We start from the raw sequence: 17,116 nt of genomic DNA on the forward strand, positions 1-17,116 counted from the left end.
TCAATCGATGATGAGACGCCGAGACTTTCTTCGCGCCACCCTGGTGACCGCTGGCTCGGTGGTCGTGCCGACTGCCTGCTCCGAGGAAGACGGGTTGCCCGGCGCCTGCGACGTGAACGAGGACGACTCGTTCTTCCCCCAGTCGGTGGCCTCCGGAGACCCGAGGCCCGACAGCGTGGTGCTGTGGACCCGGGTCGTCGACGGCGGCCACAAGACGGATCTCGCCGTGGCGCTCGTCGTCGCGCTCGACGAGGCGTTCACCCAGCTCGTCGAGCTCAAGCCGAGCTCCAGCAACGTGGCCGTCGCCGGGTCGGGCAGCACGCGGGCCTCCGTGACGGCCCGGGCGGAGTTCGATTACTGCGTCAAGGTCAAGGTGAGCGGCCTGAGCCCCGGGACCACCTATTACTACCGGTTCTACTACACGACGGGAGAGGGCTGCTTCAGCTCGCGCATCGGGCGGACGCGGACAGCGCCGGCGCCCGACGCGGACGTGCCGGTGCGCTTCGCCTTCGTGTCGTGTCAGGACTACGTCGGTCGCTACTACAACGCCCATGCAGCGCTCGCGAATCAGCAGATCGATTTCGTCGTCCACCTCGGGGACTATGTCTACGAGACGACCGGCGACCCGAGCTTCCAGACGCCCTCCGAGCAGCGCAAGATCGCCCTCTCCGACGTGAACGGCGCCATCGCGCTGGCGCCGGAGGAGGGCGTCGAGTACCACGCCGCAAGATCGCTGAACAACTACCGGGAGCTCTACAAGACGTACCGGAGCGACCGGGCGCTGCAGCGGTTGCACGAGCGCTTTCCCATGATCGCCGTCTGGGACGATCACGAGTTCTCCGACGACTGCCACGGCGCGACTGCCACCTATTTCAACGGCCGAGAGCCGGAGACCGACGAGGACCGGCGCAAGGCGGCGAATCAGGCCTGGTTCGAGTACATGCCCGTCGATTACCCGGCAGGCGACGACTTCCGCTACAGCAAGGCGGCCAAGTACCCGGATGACATCACGATTTACCGGGACTTCACCTTCGGGAAGCACGTCCACCTCGTGATGACGGATCTCCGCTCTTACCGGGCGGATCACCTGATCCCGGAGGACGCCTTCCCGGGAAAGGTCGTCGTGAACCAGGCGTGGCTCGTGGAGCAGTTCGGAACCCCGCCCCCGTACGCGAGCCCCTACGAGGACATCGACACCTTGGAGGAAGGCCGCCTGAGGGACCTGCTCGTGGAGATCGCGCCCACGTTCGGCTTCGATCCGAGCTTCGGGTACGCGCAGAACGAGCGGCCCCGCCTCATCAGCGCCAACTTCATCAACGCGGTCGTGGCGAAACTGAACGAGCAGCGGGAAGAGCCGTTGGATCCCATCGATGAGCGGCTGCTCCCCTACATGGATCGCGGCATCTCCTACGCCGACGTCGGGAAGACCGACTATTTCAGCGCGTTCGGGTCGCGTCACCTCGTGGTCAAGGACGCCTTCGACGCGGCGTCGCTGTTCACCGGGGACACCCCCGTCATGGGTGAAGCGCAGAAGGCGTGGTTCATGAAATCAGTCAAGGAGTCGAAGAGCACATGGACGGTGTGGGGGAACGAGCACTGCCTCTCCCAGCTCGCCATCGACCTCACGATGTCCGCCACGGAGCCGCTCAATCGGCGCTTTTACCTGAGCTGCGACGGCTGGGACGGCTTTCGCGCCGAGCGGAACGAGATCATCGCGGCGCTCGCCGAGCGCGGCAACGCGGTGGCGATCACGGGCGATCTCCGCGCCTTCCTCGCGGGGACGCCGGCCGTGGACACCGCCCCCACGACGAAGATCGTGGAGTTCGTCGGCGCCGCGGTCTCGTCGTCCACGCTCCGCTCGACGCTGCAGAAGCAGGTGGCGAGCCACCCGCTGCTGAAGGATGTCCCGAGCGCGGGGAACATCGCGAGCAACATCGAGAAGCTCCTCGTCGAGAGCGAGACGAAGATCAATCCGCACCTCGCCTTCTGCAAGGCCGACAGCAACGGGTTCTGCATCGCCGAGGCGAACGCCGACGAGTTCGTGGTGACCATGTACCTGCTCCCCGAGAGCGCGCTCGCGGCGCCCCTGTACGAGGAGGCGGACACCGGCGCGCTCGAAGAGCAGATCACGTTCGCTCGGTTCAAGACGATCAAGACGGCCGCCGGGGAGCCGTCGGAGCTCTACTGGGAGGACGGGGGCACCTGGAAGAAGTGGAACCCGGACGCGGTGGGCTGGGACGAGTAGCCCGGCCCCGCGCCGGCCGGGCCCGCCCCTGGTCGGGAGGGAGCCGGGGGACGCGGAGCTAGCGGGCCAGCATCACCACGGTGCCGTCGCGGCAGGCGATCGCCATGCGCTCCTCGCCGGCCGGGACGACGGCGACGGGCGTCGAGCAGAGGCGCTCGGCGGCGATCGAGACGTTGCCGTCCGCCTCGACGACGCCCGCGCGGCCGCCCGCCCGCGCGAAGCCGACGCGACCGGCGCGATCGATCACGACCGGCGGGCTCGGCTTCGCGTCCATCGGGCCGAGGAGGCCGGAGAGGCCGGCGTCGGCGGGCGAGGCGGCCGGCGCTCGATCGAGGGCGACGCGGAGCGCCTCGTCGCCGGCTGCGTCGACGCCGAGGAGCAGGCCCGCGGCCGAGAGGACCACCGCGACGCCCCCGGCGCCGATCGCGGGCGGCCCGTCGAGCGCGCCGAGTGCGCTGCCGGCGCGGACCCCGGTGGTCCCGGTGGGCAGATCGAGGGCGACAAGGCGGCGGCCGTCGACGACCGCGAGCAGCGTGCGGGCGTCGGCCAGCGCGGCGCCGCGGCGAGGCAGGCCGCCGAAGGAGCCGAGCCGGCGCGGCGCGCTGGGAGGACGCCAGGTCAGCACCGCGCCCGACTCTGTGGTCACGAGCGTGCCGTCCGGCCCCGCGAGCAGGGCCCCGGTCGCGCGCTCGGGGAGCTCGGCGCGGGCGCGCACGCTGCCGTCCGCGGTGAGCTCGACGAGGGAGCGCCCCGCGGCCACCACGAGCCCGCCGTCGTCGAGCGCGAGCGGCGTCACGTCGGCGTCGCGCCCGCGGAGGCCGAGGGGGACCGCGAAGCGCACGCCGCCCGCGGGCGTGAGCCCGACGGCGAGGCCGGACGACGTGACCAGCGCGAGGGTGCCGTCGCTCGTGAGCACGGCGGGCGCGAGCGGCGCGCTGTCGCCGATGCGCACGCGCCAGCGCTCCCGGCCGTCCGCGCCCAGCTTGACGACCTCGGGGACCGTCAGCGTGAGGAGGAGATTGCCGTCGGCGTCCGCGAGCGGCGCCGCGTCGATGCCGCCGCGGAGCTGCCTTCGCCAGGCCTCCCGCGCGGGGAAGGGCAGCCTCGCCGCGGAGCGGCCGGTGCGGCGCGCGTCGAGCCGCTCGCTGGGGGCGAAGCCGCGGGGCGCGCCGACCACGATGGTGTGCGGCCGGCTCGTGTCGACCGCGTCGGCGAAGGCGAGCGGCGCCGCGGCGGGGAGCAGCGCCGCCGCCGCGGCGAGGCCCGCCCGCCACAGGCGGCGCGGCCGGCGCGCGCTGCGATGGTTCGCGCGGACGGCGCTCACCGGGCGCCCTTCTGGGTGAACTCGACCCACACCTCGGGGATCGCGACGCCGTCCGGCGCCGTGAAGGGGGGCGCGACGGTGCCGTAGGCGGTGAGGACGTCCCCGCGCTGGGCGGGGTTCTCGGCGCCGTGGACGAGCCGGACCTTGCACCCCCCCGGGGCACGCTGCCCGGCGCCCGCGCTCGCGGCGGTCGCGCCGCCCTCCTTGCAGCCGGACGCGGGCGACACCGAGAGCAGGAGCAGCGTCGAGTACCCCTGCCGGCGCGTCTCGAGGACCTCGCCGCTCAGCGCGATCGGCTTGCCGATGAGGTCCGCGCCGCCCGCGGCGAGCGCGGCGTACCCGAGGGGGCTCCTGGCGGCGAACTCCTTTGCGGCCGTGTCGATCCGGTCGACGCGGCGGACCGCGATCTTCGCGATGCGAGGGGCCATGCCCTGCATCTTCGCGCGGACCTCGAACTGGGTCGCGCCCACGGACGAGACGTTCATCACGTGGGCGAAGGTGCCGTCGGGGCGAACCGCGATCGGGTGCGCGCCGGCGAAGAGCTGCGCCCCGCGCGCCGTGCGCCCGGCCAGCACGAAGCTCTCCTTGTCGATGACCACGCTCGGGCCGGGCGCCTCGATGACGAGCGGGGCGATGCCGACCGCCACGCTCACCATGCCCTGCTCGCGCGGGCCGTCGGGCGGCGTGACGGTGTACGGCACCTGCCGGCTCAGCGTCTTCGTCTCGTCCGAGAGCCCCGTGACCGCCTCGGTGACGTCGATCGCCACGATCGCCCGGCCGCTCGTGAGCGCGACCTCCTTGCCGTCGAGGACGACCTGCGTGCCCTTGCTGGCCTCGACCACGACCTGGATCGAGGGGCGCTCGCCTTGCAGCGTGCCGAGGTCGGGGCGGATGCGGTAGGCGACGTGGATCGAGACGCCGACCGTCTCGTCGCGCCCGCTGCCGGGGCGGTCGATGGCGACCTTCATCTGGTTTTCGCCCACGGAGAGCGGGCTCGCGAGCGGGATGTGCGCGACGCGGCCGGCGATTGTCGCGCGGCCCTCGCCGATGGAGACCGCGGTGCCGTCGGGGCAGGTCTCGCAGCGGAGCTCGATCACCTCGCGGCCGCCGGCGTCGGCGCGGGCGCGCGCGGTCACCGGGGGCGCGCTCGGCCAGAGCAGCGCGAAGAGCACCGCGCCGAGCGCGAGCACGCCGCCCGCGGCGACGACGGCGACGGCCCGGCGCGAGGTGCGCGCGCGCTTCCTGGGCGGCGGCGGGAGCGGGCCGAGCCGGTGCTTCAGGTTCAGGCGCTGCGGGTGCATGAGCGCCGGGTTCCGCAGCGCCGGGGCGCGGGCGCGGATCGGCGCGATCGTGGCGCCGAGCTCGGCGGCCGGCTGGTAGCGCGACTCGAGCTCGGGATCGGGGGCGGGGTCGAACGCGGCCGGCGCGCCGGGCGCGAGCGGAGCGATGCCGGGCCGGGCGACGCCGACCAGGGTGCGGGAGGCGGCCGGCGGCGGCGCCGGGGCGCGCGCCGCGGCGAGGCCCGGCGCGAGCGGCACGGTGTGGTCGAGGGGCGGCGCGCCCTGCGCCGCGGCGGCGTCGAAGCGCGCGCCCTGCGCCGCGGCCGCGTCGAGGCGCGCTCCCGGGCCGGCCATGGGCGGGGTCCCGACGACGAGCGTGCCCCCGGCGAGGCGCGGGTCCGGCGGCGCGGGCGCCGGACCGAAGACCGCGGCGGGCATGCCGACGATGGTGCGCGAGGCGGCGCCGGGCGCGCCGGCCATGGGCGGCAGCGCGGCCCCGCCGTGGACCGCGCCGCGCGGGTCGGCCGGGGCGGGCGTCGATTGCCGGAGCAGATCGGGGAGCGCGACGCCGACCATGGTGCGGGCCGCGGGCCTCGGGCCGTGGGGGCCCGATCCGGCCGGCGGCGCGAGCGCGGCGCCGCAGTGGGGGCACGCGACCGAGCCCTCGTGGATGGGTTTCCCGCAGTGCGGGCAGTGCATGGGCGCCATCGTAGCGAGGAACCGCGGCGCGGTCAGGCTCCGGGCGCCGCGTTCCGCGCGGCGGGGCCGGCCCAGCCGCTGGAAACCGCGGCAGGCGCGCGGGAGAGCGCGCCCCGCGGCCCTCGGGCCGGGGCCGCCGGGGCGCCGCGCAACAGTTGGCCCGGGCGCGGCGGGTACGCTAACGCGGACGTATGCTCGCGAAGCGCATCATCCCGTGCCTCGACGTCAAGGACGGCCGCGTCGTGAAGGGCGTCCGCTTTGTGGGGCTGCGGGACGCCGGCGATCCCGTGGAGGCCGCCCGCCGTTACGACGCCGAGGGCGCGGACGAGATCACGTTCCTCGACATCACCGCGTCGCACGAGAAGCGCGGCATCATCCTCGACGTCGTGGCGCGCACGGCGGACGTGCTGTTCACGCCGCTGACGGTCGGCGGCGGCGTCAAGTCCGAGCAGGACATCGAGGCGCTCCTCCACGCGGGGGCCGACAAGGTGGCGATCAACACGGCCGCGGTCAACGATCCCGACCTCGTGCGGCGCGCCGCGGACCGGTGGGGCACGCAGGCGATCGTGGTGGCGATCGACGCGCGCCGCGTCGCGGATCCCTCGCGCGTGGCCTGGACGGTGGTGACCCACGGCGGCCGGCGCGACACCGGGCGCGACGCGGTCGCGTGGGCGGAGGAGATCGCGCGCGCCGGCGCCGGGGAGCTGCTCGTCACGAGCATGGACCGCGACGGCACGCGGGACGGGTACGACCTCCTGCTGACCTCCGCCATCGCGCGGGCGGTGCCGGTCCCGGTGATCGCGTCGGGCGGCGTCGGGACGCTGGATCACCTGCGCGCCGGCCTCGTCGAGGGCGGCGCCGACGCCGCGCTCGCCGCGTCGATCTTCCACGACGCCGAGTACACGATCGGCGAGGCGAAGGCGTATCTCGAGGCGGCGGGCGTGCCGGTCAGGCCGGCGCGCGCGGGCGGGTCGGGCGCCGCGGCGGCGCGGGGGCGCTCGTGAGCGCCTGCGTCACGCTGGACGAGGTCCTCGCGGCGGCGCACGCGCGGTGCGCCTCGCTGGTGCCGGAGACGTCGGGCTATCTCGCGCTGGCGGTGAGCGACGCGACGTCGCGGCTGCCGCTGCGGCTCGACGATCGCGCGGTGCTGCTCACGACCGAGGGCACGGTCACCGTGCGCACGCGCGGCGAGCCGGTGGCGCCCGCCGAGGCGGCGCGGCTCCTGCGCGACCTGCTCGCGCGGCTGCTCGCCGCGTCCGTCGGGAGCATGCCGAACCTCGCGACGACGGCGCGCCCGCGCCCCGCGTCGGAGCAGGACCCGGACGCTGTCGCGCGGGAGCTCGAGGCCGCGCTGATCCCGGTGAACCGCAACGCGGCCCGGCGCGCGCTGGCGCGGCTCGCCCGCGAGACGCTGCGCGCCAAGGAGGCCGGCCGGCTGAAGCGCGCGCGCCCGGCGGCGCAGGCGAGGCCGGCGGCGCTGGAGGCGAGCGAGGAGGCGGCGCCGGCCGCGAGCGCGGCGCGCGCGCCGACGCCCGGAGCTCATGACGAGGTCGCGACGCGCGGCGCGGTGGTCGGCCTGCGGGCCGACGAGGCCGCGACGCGCGGTCGGGAGGCGAGCGCGGCGCGCGCCGCGGTCGCCGGCGCGCCGCTCGCGCCCGCCGTCGTGGAGCTGACGCTCAGCCCTGAGCCGGTCGCGCCTGCCGTCGTGGAGCTGACCCTCAGTCCCGGGCTTGTCGCGATCGCGACCGCCGGGCAGACGGACCCGGCTCAGGCGATCGCGGGCGACATCGCCGAGGCCGCTGCCGCAGCCGAGGCCAGCGGACTGCCTTCCGAGATCGCGCCGGCGTCCGAGCACGCCACGCACATCGACGCGCAGGTCGAGGTGATTCCCGAGCCGACGCCCACCGTCGTGCAGGCGGTGGTCGAGATCGACATGGCGGGGGCGCCGGCGGAGATCCCGGCGATCCCGGAGCTCATCGAGCCTGCGCGCGTGATCGCGCCCGTGGCGCCGATCGCCCTCGTGGCGACGCCCGCGCCGGCGGTGGCGGCCGTCGCTCCTGCCGAGGAGCGCGCCGCGGCGGCGTCGTCGCCGCTCGCGCGCGACGCTGCGTCGTGCGTCCAGGCGCTGACGAGCCCCGAGGGGATCGAGGTGTTCCTCGTCGAGCTCTCCCCGGAGCCCGCCGGCGTCGTGCCGCCTTCCCAGGAGCCGACGCCGACCCAGTCGATCCTCGTCGAGTTCTCCCCGGAGCCCGCCGGCGTCGCGCCGCTCTCGCAGGAGCCCACGCCGACTGTGGCCACCGCCGTCTGGGCCGAGATGATGGTGCCCGAGGACGCCGCGGTCGCCAGCGGCGCCGACGCTCCCGGCGCAGCCGCCGACGCCCCCGTCGACGTCGCCGATGCGGCTGCCGACGTCGCCGATGCAGCCGACGCCCCCGTCGACGTCGCCGATGCAGCCGACGCCCCCGTCGACGTCACCGATGCGGCTGCCGGCGTCGCCGATGCGGCTGTCGGCGTCGCCGATGCGGCTGTCGGCGTCGCCGATGCAGCCGACTCTCCCGTCGACGTCGCCGATGCTTTCGACGCAGCCGTCGGCGCCCCCGTCGACGTCGCCCATGCAGCCGACGCTCCCGCCGTCGTCGCCGATGTCCCGGCCGACGCCGTCGAGACCGCGCGCGCCCCCGCCATCCATGTCCTGCTCGAGGCAGCGTCGGCGCTCCAGGTCACCCCGGCCTACGGCGGCTGGCCCCTCGTCCAGCGGAGCGACGTCGCCGCCGCGTCCGCCCATCCGCGAGCGAGCGTCGCGCCGTTCGAGGAGACGCCGGCCGCGCGGCACACGCTGCCCTGGCCGATCCCAGCGTACCGCGCCGACGACGCTCCGGGCGCGCCCGCCCCCGCGGCCCTGACGGCGCCGCCGCCGACCTCCGAGGCCCCGGCGTCCGCGCGCGCCGACGCGCCGCCCACGGACGCCGCGCCGGTCGAGGAGCCGTGCCCCGCGGGCCTCGACCCCATCGACGCGATCGTGTGGAGCGCCTCGCGCCGATCCCGGAGCGCGCGCCCGCCGGCGGACGGCGCTGGCCCGTCCCGGGTCGACGAGCTCGTCGCGCGCTTCGTCGCGCAGTCGGAGCACAGCGCGCAGCGCCGCGCCGCGCGCAGCATGAAGGCGCTCGCTGGCCTCGACCCCACCCTCACGCCACCTCCGGTCACCGCGATCTCCGCGCTGGCGGCGCTCAAGCAGCGCTCGCCGCTCGCCGCTGCGAGGCCTCCCGTCCCGCCCGAGAGTGCCGCGCCCGGCGCGCTCGACGAGCGCAGCAGGCCGCCTGCGCCCGTCGTGGCCCCGCGCCGGAGGGGTCTGTCCTTGTGGCTCGCGCTCGTCGCGCTCGCCCTGCTCTGCGCCGTGCTCGTCGGGACGCTGCGGCCGGAGCTCTTCGCCTCGCTGGCGGAGCCGCTCGCGCGCGGAGCGCTCCACGCCGTGCCGCGCGCGGAGGCGAGGACGCCGCCCCCTCACGATTGACGTTGCCCCGGGGGAACGACGAAACTCGTCGCCATGCAAGAGATGAACATGGCGATCGTGAAGTCGCTCGTGAGCGTGGCGTGGGCGGACGGCGAGTTCCACGACGCCGAGCGCGAGATGGTGGAGGGGCTGATCGCGGCGTTCGAGGCGAGCGAGGAGCAGGCGAAGGAGATCCGCGCCTACGCCGCCGACAAGAAGACCCTCGAGGACGTGCCCCTCGCCGAGCTCGGCGGCGACGACCGCCGCGCGCTGCTCCAGCACGCCGTGCTGCTCACCTTCGTCGACGGCGAGCAGCACGACGCGGAGAAGCAGTACATCGCCGCGCTCTGCAAGAGGCTCGAGCTGCCCGAGCACGAGTCCGAGCAGCTCATCCAGGCGGCCGAGGCGCGCGCCCGGCGCCTCCTCACCTTGCTCTGACCCGGCGGGATCGAGGCCCGCACGCCGCCGGCCTCACCGCCGCCGGCGCTCCTGCGGCGCGGTCGTTCATAGATCGCGCAGCCCCCTGCCGAGCGACTTGCCGATGCCCGAGGGCCACCGGGCGTAGGTCTGGATGACCACCGCGTTGCGCTCGCGAACGCGCGCGCCGATGCGCCGGAGCACCGAGCCGAGCCCGGGCGCGCAGAACCAGCCCCAGTAGAAGAAATTCACGCCGTGGGGCGCACGGGCGATCGCCGCTCAGCGCAGACCACACGAAGGCGACGCCGAGATCCGTTCCAGCAGGATCCCTGCGGGAACGGACCTCGAGTGGGCGGGTGTAGCGGAATGTCTTGACAGGACGGTCACCATGGCAGAAAACAGCCCCCTCCGTAAACGACTTTCATTATCAACTTCATGAGGGAGCCGTCGATCATGTCTGCGAAGAGAACCTGGCTGTCCGCACCGCGGACGGCGCTCGCCACGTTCGGAATCTCCTGGTGCGTGCTGCTCGGCGGAGTGGCCGCATGCGGTGACGACACGAACGACACGACGGGCGCCGGTGGCGCCGGGGGAGCAGCCGGCGCGACCTCGACGAGCAGCAGCGCGGGCACCGGCGGCGAGGGCGGCACTGGCGGTGGAGGCGGCGTTGGCGGTGGCGACGGCGGCGCTGGCGCCGGTACGGGCGGCGCTGGCGGCGGCACCGGCGGCGCAGGCGGCGCAGGCGGTGAAGGCGGCGCTGGCAGCGGCACCGGCGGCGCGGGCACCGGCGGCGCAGGCGGCGCAGGCGGCGGGGGCACCGGTGAGGAGCCCTGGTCGAACGGCTTCGCCGGCGTCGTGGCGCTCGATGAGGCCGCTGACGACCGCTTCTGGGCCGTGGCGTTCGACGCCGAGTCCAGGGCCTACGCCGCAGGGCACGTGGCCGTCGAGGGCGACACCCACATGACGGTGGCGCGCTTCAAGACCGACGGCTCGATCGACACGACCTTCGGCACGAACGGGATCGCGAAGGTCAACGTGGTCGCGGGCAGGACCGCAGAGACCGCGCGCGGCGTCGTCGTGCAGTCCGACGGCAAGGTCGTGCTCGCGGGCAACGTCGAGCACGACCCGAGCGCCACGCCGCCCGACGCGGACATCGCGGTCGTCCGGTTCAACGCCGACGGCACGCTCGACACGACCTTCGGCACCGACGGCGTCGCCGTCGTCGATCTCGGCGCCGGCGAGGGCAACACGGGCGACCTGCTCTGGGGCGTCGACCGCGACGCCGACGACGGCCTGATCCTGTTCGCCAGCAAGAAGGCGGCGGACCGCGCCGACCGCGACCGCGCGATCGTGCGGCTCACCGCGGACGGCGATCTCGACACCACCTTCGCGACCGAGGGCGTCCACACGCTCGACGTCGACGGGCTGAACCTGGGCGACAACCCGCGCAACGGCTTCGTGCAGGCCGACGGCAAGATCTTCTCCTCCGGCTACACGAACGTCGCGGGCAGGAACCAGATCGTGCTGCTGCGGCTGAACGCCGACGGGACCCCCGACACGACCTTCTCCTCCGACGGCGTCGTGAGGCTCTCGCCGTTCCCGGTCGGCATGGCCGAGGCCTACGGCGCGGCCCGCCAGTCCGACGGGAAGTACGTGACCACCGGCTACGGGCGCGCCGAGGAGAGCGGCGCCGTGGACCTCGTGTCCTTCCGCGTCACGGCCACGGGCGGGTTCGACGCCTCCTGGGGCGTGGGCGGCGGCATCGTGCTCGACGTGGCGGGCGACAACGACCGCGGGCGCAACCTCCTCGCCCTGCCCGACGATCGCGTCGTGATGGTCGGCAGCGCCGCCCCGGCGACCGGGAACGTCGACGCGTTGATCGCCGTGTACGATCGGAACGGCGCCCCGGACACGCGCTTCGATCCGAGCGGACACCGGCTCTACAGCTTCGAGCGCTCCGACGACTCGCTCTACGGCGTCGCGGTGTCGCCGGACGGCGCCTGGCTCGCGGCCGTCGGGTACCGGTCCGACGGCGACGGGCCCGAGGACGACGACGCGACGCTGGTCCTGCTGCCCGTGCCTGCCTCGCGGGACTGACGCGACCGATCCATGAGCACCGTGAGGCCGAGAATGAACCGCGCCTGGAACGAGCGGGGGGCCCGCCGCCTCCCGACGGCGCTCGTGCTGTCGCTCCTCGGCCTCACCACGGCCGTCGCGTGCCGCAAGCCGCCCCCGGACGAGCTGGTCTACACGGGCCGGGGCCCCGGCGGCGCGCAGCCGCCGGGCAGCGGCGGGCTGCCGCCGGACACCGGCGGGCCGCAGCCGTCGGGCAGCAGCGGCGGCGGCGGCGCGCCGCCCGCGACCTCGACCGGCAGCGGCGCCACGGGCGACGCGACGGTCGCGTCGACGACCGCGGCGACCACCGGCGCGGGGGGCGGCGAGCCGGTCGGCGGCGACGTGTGCGCCCCGGTCCCCGTCGACGGGGGCCCCTTCAGCAAGGCAAAGCTGCTCACGGCGGCCGCCGACTGCGCGCTGAACCGCGCTTGCGAGTTCGAGGCGCAGGCGCGCGCGCTGAACGACCGCGCGTCGGCCCTCGCCCGCGACCCGGGCGAGCCGAACGCCGCCGCCGCGCGCGGCGCCTGGCTCGCGGCCATGCGGGTGTGGCAAGAGGCGGAGGTCTTCCGCTTCGGCCCCGCGGCGAGCTCCACGCAGCCCGGCGGGCAGGACCTCCGGGATCAGATCTACGCCTGGCCGCTCGTCAGCCGGTGCAAGATCGAGGAGCAGATCGTGAGCCGGGCGTACGCGCAGCCGAGCTTCTCCTCGTCGCTCATCAACGCCCGCGGCCTCGCGGCGTTCGAGTACCTGGTCTTCTACGGCGGCGCCGACAACGCGTGCTCGCAGTTCTCGCCCATCAACGCGAGCGGCACCTGGGCGGCGCTCGGCGCCGGCGATCTCGCGCGGCGCAAGGCCGACTACGCCGCCGCGGCGGCCGCAGACGTGCTCGCCCGCGCGGGCGCGCTCGCGCGCGCCTGGGCGCCCGAGGCGGGGAGCTTCCGGGAGAAGCTCACCCAGGCCGGCCGCGGGAGCCCCGTCTACCCGACCGAGCAGGACGCGCTCAACGCGGTGAGCGACGCGATGTTCTACATCGAGAAGGAGCTCAAGGACTGGAAGCTCGGCCGGCCGCTCGGCTTCACCGAGGACTGCGCCACGCCCACCTGCCCGGAAGCGCTGGAGTCGCGCTTCGCTCAGGCCTCGACGGCGCACCTCCGGGCCAACCTGAGCGGCTTCCGGCGGCTGTTCCAGGGCTGCGGCGAGGGCGGCGAGGGCGTCGGGTTCGACGACTGGCTGCGCGAGGTCGGCTCGGCCGATCTCGCCGATCGCATGCTGGCCGCGCTGTCGGGGGCCGAGGTGGCCGTCGACGCGCTCGACGTGCCGATCGAGCAGGCCCTCGCGACCGACAGGGCGAGGGTCGAGGCCGTCTACAACGCCGTGAAGGCCCTGACGGACCTGCTCAAGACGGAGCTCGTCACCACGTTGAACCTCGAGCTGCCCCGGTCGTCGGAAGGTGACAACGACTGAGCTCCCCGGCCGCGCGCGCCCCCGCGGGCTCGCGGCCGCGTGGTCGCGCGCCGCCGCGGCGCTGTCTCGCCCGGTCGACATCGCCTGGCTCGCGGCGTTCCGCGCCCTGTTCGGGCTCACGATGTGCGTGAGCATGGCGCGCTTCATCGCCTACGGCTGGATCGACGAGCTCTTCGTCAAGCCGAGCTTTCACTTCAAGTACTGGGGCCTCGCCTGGGTCGAGCCGCTCCCGCCGGCCGGGATGCACGCGCTGTTCTGGGCGCTCGCGGGGCTCGCCCTGGCGATCGCCCTCGGCTTCGCGTTCCGCGTCGCGGCGCCCCTGTTCGTCGTCGGCTTCACCTACCTCCAGGTCATCGACGTCACGACGTACCTCAACCACTACTACCTCGCGAGCCTGCTCGGCCTCCTGCTCGCGGCGTCGCCCGCGCACCGCGCGTGGTCGATCGACGCGCTGCTCGCGCGGCGCCACGAGCGCGCTGTCCCGGCCGCGTGGCTCTACCTGCTCCGCTTCCAGGTCGGCGTCGTCTACACGTTCGCTGGGCTCGCCAAGGCCCACGCCGACTGGCTCCTGCACGCGCAGCCGCTCCGGATCTGGCTCGGATCGCGCACGGACATGCCCGTCCTCGGCCCGCTCTTCACGCACCCGTGGGCCGCGCCGCTCATGAGCTGGGCCGGGTTCCTGTTCGACACGAGCATCGTCTGGCTGCTCCTCGTCCCGCGGCTCCGCCCGTTCGCCTACGCCGCGGTGATCCTGTTCCACGCCGTCACGCGCGCGCTGTTTCCGATCGGCATGTTCCCGGTGATCATGGTCCTGTCCGCGCTCGTGTTCTTCCCCCCGTCGTGGCCCCGGGATCTCCTCGCCCGGGCGCGCGCGCTCCTCGGCCGCCGCGGCGCCGACGCGCCGCCCGCGCCGGCCCTCGCGCCGGGCGCGCCGTCCTCGCCGCGGCTCGGCGCTGTCGGCCTCGCGATCGGCGCGGCGTACTGCGCGGTCCAGCTCGCGTTGCCGCTCCGCTTCCTCGCCTACGGCGGCGACGTGCGCTGGCACGAGCAGGGGATGCGCTTCTCCTGGCGCGTGATGGTCCGCGAGAAGAACGGCAGCATCACCTTCCTCGTCCGCAACCGGCAGACCGGCCGGACGTGGCACGTGAGCCCGCGCGAGTACCTGACGCGCCTCCAGGAGCGCGAGATGGCGGGCCAGCCCGACCTCATCTTGCAGCTCTCTCGCCACATCCGGGACGACTTCGAGCGCCGCGGCCGCGGGCCGGTCGAGGTGCGCGCCGACGCCCTCGTCTCGCTCAACGGCCGCCGCATCGCGCGCCTCATCGATCCCGGCGTCGATCTCGCCTCGCTGCGCGACGGCATCGGCCCCGCGTCCTACATCCTCCCGGGCCCGAAGGAGCCTCCGCCCCACATCCGGCCGCTCTGACCGGCGCAGCGCCGCGCCGGGCGCCGCGTCAGAACGACGCCTTCACCCCGACCTGGATCCAGCGCGGCGCGTTCGGCCGGGCGCCGAACGGGCGGCGCGACACGATGAACTGCGAGCCGAGGACGTTGCGCGCGTTCGCGTAGAGCACGAGCGGCCCGACGACGCGCACCCTGGCGCTCGCGTCGATCAGGAGCTGCTCGTCGGTCGCGAGCGCCCTCGACATGGGCTCGCCGCCCGCCCTCTCGCGCATGGCCGACACGTAGCTGGCGCCCACGTTGAGGCCGGCGCGCTCGTGCTCGACCCCGACCGAGAGGCTCACCTGGTGCCGCGGGACGTAGGGCATCTCGTCCCCCTTCGCCACCCGGCCGAAGATGGGGTCGTCCGAGGTGAAGCTCGTGAGGAACTCGGTCCGGGTGAGCGTGTACGCCGCGTTGATCGGCAGCTTGAGCTCACCGACCGGGATCTCGTGCTCGGCGTAGGCCTCGAGGCCGTAGATCCGGGCCTCGCCCGCGTCGTACTGGCGGTCGAGGTCCGCGTCGAGGCAGCCGCTCGACAGCGTGCACACGTCCGTGATGTTCGCGTAATCGTTGTAGTAACCGATGACCTCGGCGCGCAGCGGCCCGTCGGCGAAGCGGGCGCCGCCCTCGTAGTTGACGCTGAGCTCGGGCTTGACGTGCGCGTCGCTCCCCGGCGCCGGGGGGCTGAAGCCGCGGTAGACGCCGGCCAGGATCCCGAGCGCCTCGGTGATCGCGTAGTAGGCGCCGACGCCGGGCAGGAGCGCCTGCGCGACCCGCGTCTGCTCGGTGCCGGCCGCGCGATCCACGAACGCGGAGCGCATCAGCTCGACCCGGACGCCGGGGGTCACCGTGAGCGCTCGCCACGTCACCGCGTCGCTCGCGTGGAGCGCGAGCGCCTCGGTCCACGCCTCGTTGAGCTGGGTCACGACGGTCGGTCCGCCGTCCGGCACGAGCGCGCCCCCGAGCACGAGGAACCCGTTCTCGCTGTGACGGCGCTCGACCCGATCGTAGTGCAGGCGCAGGCCGTACTCGACGCGGTGCGAGACAGGCCCCGTGGCGGTGTTCCAGCGGACGCGGGTCTCCACGCCGTGGGCGGCGAAGTCGCGCTCGTTGGGGCCGATGAGCAGCGTCTCCCCCGGCGTCGAGCTGTCGAGCTGCCCGGTCAGCACGGCGTGGTACACCGCGTTCTGCGGCGAGTCGGGGGCGGTGAGCACGTCGAACAGGTTGGCCCCGCGGAAGCCGTTCACCTTGCGCCACACGCGCGAGAAGTCGTTCCGGTACACCGTCGTCGTCACGGACAGGTCGCGGGACGGCTCGATCACGTGGGTCAGGGCGACCGCGGTGCGGTGGTTGCGCATGCGGTCGAGCGCGCTCACGCCGTAGCGACGGAGCGGGCTCTGCTCGAAGTCCTGGTCGGTGATGCCGAGGTACGTCTCGTTGGAGAGCTCCTCCGAGTACGTGAGCTTGAGGCGGAGCTCGTTCTTGATCGGGGCGGTCGGGTCGACGACGTAGCTGCCCTTGAGCATCACCTCGTTGCGGTAGAACCCGGTGTCGGCGCCGCTCGGGAGCTCCTTGAAGCCGTCGCTCCGGAGGTGCACGCCCTCGAGGAGGACGTCCATCTGGCCGTCGCTCGTCCCGACGTGGCCGTGCGCCTTGCCGTAGCCGTACTCGCCGAAGGCGAGGTCGAGCGCGCCCGAGGCGAGCGACGGGGCGGACCGGGTGATGAGATCCACCGTGCCGCCCACGGTCTGCGGGCCGTAGGCGATGGCGCCCGGCCCCTTGATCACCCGCACGCTCGACATGCGCGTGATCAGGGGGAAGTAGTAGGCCGCCGGCGCGGAGTACGGCGCGGGCGAGATGGGGACGCCGTCCTCCATGAGCGTCACCTTCTTGCTGCGATCGGGGTTGACGCCGCGCACGCCGATGTTCGGCCGCAGGCCCAGCCCGTCCTCGCCTCGCACGTACACGCCCGGGACGCTGCCCAGCACGGCGTGCGGGTCGTCGTGCTCGAAGCGCTCGAGCTGGCGCCCCTTGATCACATGGGCAGAGCCCGCGGTCCTCGTCACGCGCGTGCCCGCGACCGTGACCTCCACCGGCGCGTCGGCGCCCGGCGCCGCCTGCTCCGGCGCGGCGGGCTCCTGGCCCGCCCGCGCCTCACCGCCGGGGGCCGCCTGCTCCGGCGCGGCGGCGTCCTGGTCCGCGATCGGCGCCCCGCCCCCCGGGGCCGTCCTCTCCGGCGCGGCGGCGTCCTGGCCCGCGACCGGCGCCTCGCCGCCGGGGGCCGCTTGCTCTGGCGCGGCAGGAGCGTCCCGGCCCTCCGGCGCGGATCCGGCGGCAGGAGGGGCCTCCGGAGCGGCTGGATCCGCAGCGGGCTCCGAGCTCGGTCCGGGAGACTGCGCATGGGCCTGGGCGAGGGTGAGCAGCAGCGCAGGCGCCGCCAGGCCGAGCCGACGCAGGGGGGTACGGAGCAGCATTGAAATGTATTGGATATTACAACAACAGACGATCACCGCGCCGCGCGCTCGGCGGGCTGCGGCATTTCAGGCGGCGACTATCACGTACCTGCCTGATATGAAAGTCAAAATCAATTAGGCGCCGGGCCGTGGAGACGCGTCCACGCTTCCACGCGATGTTGCAGC

11 protein-coding genes are annotated in these 17,116 nt (G+C 74.5%); 7 read left to right on the top strand and 4 right to left on the bottom strand.

Annotation, left to right across the window (positions count from 1 at the left end; all coding sequences use genetic code 11):
- Window positions 1–7: 7 nt before the first annotated feature.
- Window positions 8–2,245: an alkaline phosphatase D family protein gene (locus WME96_RS31415; protein WP_437285271.1), complete on the top strand. Its 2,238-nt coding sequence runs from the start codon at window positions 8–10 to the stop codon at window positions 2,243–2,245.
- Between the two features lie 58 nt (window positions 2,246–2,303).
- Here WME96_RS31415 and WME96_RS31420 read toward each other — a convergent pair whose 3' ends face one another.
- Window positions 2,304–3,569, bottom strand: a complete 1,266-nt coding sequence (locus WME96_RS31420; RefSeq protein WP_437285272.1) for a hypothetical protein — start codon at window positions 3,567–3,569, stop codon at window positions 2,304–2,306.
- Window positions 3,566–5,548 (bottom strand): zinc-ribbon domain-containing protein, encoded by a 1,983-nt coding sequence (locus tag WME96_RS31425; protein WP_437285273.1) that lies wholly within the window; start codon window positions 5,546–5,548, stop codon window positions 3,566–3,568. Before WME96_RS31425 ends, WME96_RS31420 begins: the two co-directional genes overlap by 4 nt.
- 191 nt (window positions 5,549–5,739) lie before the next feature.
- Between WME96_RS31425 and hisF the strand changes: the two genes are divergently transcribed.
- Genes hisF through WME96_RS31440 form a run of 3 tightly spaced genes read left to right on the top strand, consistent with a single transcriptional unit; the run spans window position 5,740 to window position 9,476 of the window.
- Window positions 5,740–6,552 carry an imidazole glycerol phosphate synthase subunit HisF gene (hisF, locus tag WME96_RS31430; protein ID WP_437285274.1) on the top strand — a complete coding sequence of 271 codons (813 nt, stop codon included), beginning with the start codon at window positions 5,740–5,742 and terminating at the stop codon, window positions 6,550–6,552.
- A complete protein-coding gene (locus tag WME96_RS31435) occupies window positions 6,549–9,059 on the top strand; it encodes a hypothetical protein (RefSeq protein ID WP_437285275.1) in 2,511 nt (836 codons plus the stop codon). Before hisF ends, WME96_RS31435 begins: the two co-directional genes overlap by 4 nt.
- Before the next feature lie 33 nt (window positions 9,060–9,092).
- The gene (locus WME96_RS31440) at window positions 9,093–9,476 is read left to right on the top strand and encodes a TerB family tellurite resistance protein (protein WP_061617668.1); all 384 of its coding nucleotides are present in this window, start codon (window positions 9,093–9,095) and stop codon (window positions 9,474–9,476) included.
- A 66-nt stretch (window positions 9,477–9,542) separates the two neighbouring features.
- On the opposite strand, the gene WME96_RS31445 is transcribed toward WME96_RS31440, so the two are convergent.
- Window positions 9,543–9,707 (bottom strand): hypothetical protein, encoded by a 165-nt coding sequence (locus WME96_RS31445; protein WP_437285276.1) that lies wholly within the window; start codon window positions 9,705–9,707, stop codon window positions 9,543–9,545.
- A 201-nt stretch (window positions 9,708–9,908) separates the two neighbouring features.
- Here WME96_RS31445 and WME96_RS31450 point away from each other — a divergent pair, with 201 nt between their 5' ends.
- Genes WME96_RS31450 through WME96_RS31460 form a run of 3 tightly spaced genes read left to right on the top strand, consistent with a single transcriptional unit; the run spans window position 9,909 to window position 14,460 of the window.
- A complete protein-coding gene (locus WME96_RS31450; RefSeq protein WP_437285277.1) occupies window positions 9,909–11,552 on the top strand; it encodes a delta-60 repeat domain-containing protein in 1,644 nt (547 codons plus the stop codon).
- 12 nt (window positions 11,553–11,564) lie between these two features.
- Entirely contained in the window at window positions 11,565–13,034 is a 1,470-nt protein-coding gene (locus WME96_RS31455) for an imelysin family protein (protein WP_437285278.1), read from the top strand.
- Window positions 13,021–14,460, top strand: coding sequence for an HTTM domain-containing protein (locus WME96_RS31460; RefSeq protein ID WP_437285279.1), 1,440 nt, complete (start codon window positions 13,021–13,023; stop codon window positions 14,458–14,460). The genes WME96_RS31455 and WME96_RS31460 overlap by 14 nt, the downstream gene beginning before the upstream one ends.
- A gap of 28 nt (window positions 14,461–14,488) precedes the next feature.
- Here WME96_RS31460 and WME96_RS31465 read toward each other — a convergent pair whose 3' ends face one another.
- Window positions 14,489–16,951: a TonB-dependent receptor domain-containing protein gene (locus WME96_RS31465; RefSeq protein ID WP_437285280.1), complete on the bottom strand. Its 2,463-nt coding sequence runs from the start codon at window positions 16,949–16,951 to the stop codon at window positions 14,489–14,491.
- Window positions 16,952–17,116 lie beyond the last annotated feature (165 nt).

Origin of the sequence: Sorangium sp. So ce406 (assembly GCF_051474675.1) — a bacterium.
Classification (GTDB): Bacteria; Myxococcota_A; Polyangia; order Polyangiales; family Polyangiaceae; genus Sorangium; species Sorangium cellulosum_G.